Origin of the sequence: Citrobacter sp. Igbk 16, from assembly GCF_028069755.1 — a bacterium.
Classification (GTDB): domain Bacteria; phylum Pseudomonadota; class Gammaproteobacteria; order Enterobacterales; family Enterobacteriaceae; genus Citrobacter.
Genome location: NZ_JANEWJ010000105.1, coordinates 1 through 279, shown reverse-complemented (window position 1 = coordinate 279; position 279 = coordinate 1). Strand labels below are relative to the sequence as shown.

At 52.3% G+C, this 279-nt stretch carries 1 rRNA gene; it reads right to left on the bottom strand.

Annotated elements, in window-relative coordinates:
* Nucleotides 1-279, bottom strand: a 23S ribosomal RNA gene (locus tag NNO03_RS22560); the annotation flags it as partial.

Sequence of the window (279 nt, the reverse complement as noted above, 5' to 3'; positions counted from 1 at the left end):
CTCTACCTGACCACCTGTGTCGGTTTGGGGTACGATTTCGTGTTACCTGATGCTTAGAGGCTTTTCCTGGAAGCAGGGCATTTGTTACTTCAGCACCGTAGTGCCTCGTCATCACACCTCAGCGTTAATAAGGTACCGGATTTACCTGGAACCTCCGCCTACATGCTTAAACCGGGACAACCGTCGCCCGGCTAACATAGCCTTCTCCGTCCCCCCTTCGCAGTAACACCAAGTACAGGAATATTAACCTGTTTCCCATCGACTACGCCTTTCGGCCTC